The sequence below is a fragment of the Streptomyces niveiscabiei genome (assembly GCF_001419795.1).
Classification (GTDB): Bacteria; Actinomycetota; Actinomycetes; order Streptomycetales; family Streptomycetaceae; genus Streptomyces; species Streptomyces niveiscabiei.
The window spans coordinates 1-1,145 of sequence record NZ_LIRL01001399.1; the positions used below are offsets into that span (position 1 = coordinate 1).

Genomic DNA, 1,145 nt, shown 5'->3' on the forward strand with positions numbered 1-1,145 from the left:
CCCTCCGGCGCTGGAACCGTGCCGCTCACCCCCATGGAGGCCGCCCCGTGACCGTCCTGACCACGGCCCTGGATGTGCACGGCCCCGACTACCGGGCGAACCGTGAGGCCATGCTCGCCAAGCTCGACGAGTTGGCGGCCGAGCAGGCGAAGGCGCTCGCGGGGGGCGGGCCGAAGTACGTCGAGCGGCATCGCGCGCGCGGGAAGCTGCTCGCGCGGGAGCGGATCGAGCTGTTGGTGGACGCCGATACGCCGTTCCTGGAGCTGTCGCCGCTCGCGGCCTGGGGGAGCGAGTACCCCGTGGGCGCGTCGCTGGTGACGGGGATCGGGGTCGTCGAGGGCATCGAGTGCCTGATCACGGCGAACGACCCCACCGTGCGCGGGGGCGCGAGCAATCCGTGGAGTCTCAAGAAGGCCCTCAGGGCGAACGACATCGCGCTGGCCAACCGGCTGCCCTGCGTCAGCCTGGTGGAGTCCGGGGGCGCCGATCTGCCGTCCCAGAAGGAGATCTTCATCCCCGGGGGCGCGATCTTCCGCGATCTCACGCGCCTGTCGGCGGCGGGCATCCCCACGGTCGCGGTCGTCTTCGGCAACTCCACCGCGGGCGGCGCGTACATCCCCGGGATGTCCGATCACGTGATCATGGTCAAGGAGCGCGCGAAGGTGTTCCTCGGCGGCCCGCCCCTCGTGAAGATGGCGACCGGCGAGGAGAGCGACGACGAGTCCCTGGGCGGCGCCGAGATGCACGCGCGCGTGTCGGGCCTCGCGGACCACTTCGCGGTCGACGAGCGGGACGCGATCCGGCAGGCACGCCGCGTGGTGGCCCGCCTCAACCACCGCAAGGCGTACGGCGACCCGCCCCCGGCGCTCCCTCCGAAGTACGACGAGGACGAGCTCCTGGGGATCGTCCCCGGCGATCTGAAGATTCCGTTCGACCCGCGCGAGGTGATCGCGAGGATCGTCGACGCCTCCGACTTCGACGAGTTCAAACCGCTGTACGGGACGAGCCTCACGACGGGCTGGGCGACCCTGCACGGCTATCCCGTCGGGGTGCTCGCGAACGCGCAGGGCGTGCTGTTCAGCCAGGAGTCCCAGAAGGCGGCCCAGTTCATCCAGCTGGCCAACCAGCGGGACGTCCCGCTGCTG

The 1,145-nt window shown here is 71.2% G+C and carries 1 protein-coding gene; it reads left to right on the forward strand.

Annotation, left to right across the window (positions count from 1 at the left end; genetic code table 11):
- Positions 1-47 precede the first annotated feature (47 nt).
- Positions 48-1,145 (forward strand): acyl-CoA carboxylase subunit beta (locus AOK24_RS44455; protein WP_055725479.1); only part of this gene is annotated, 1,098 nt, incomplete at its 3' end.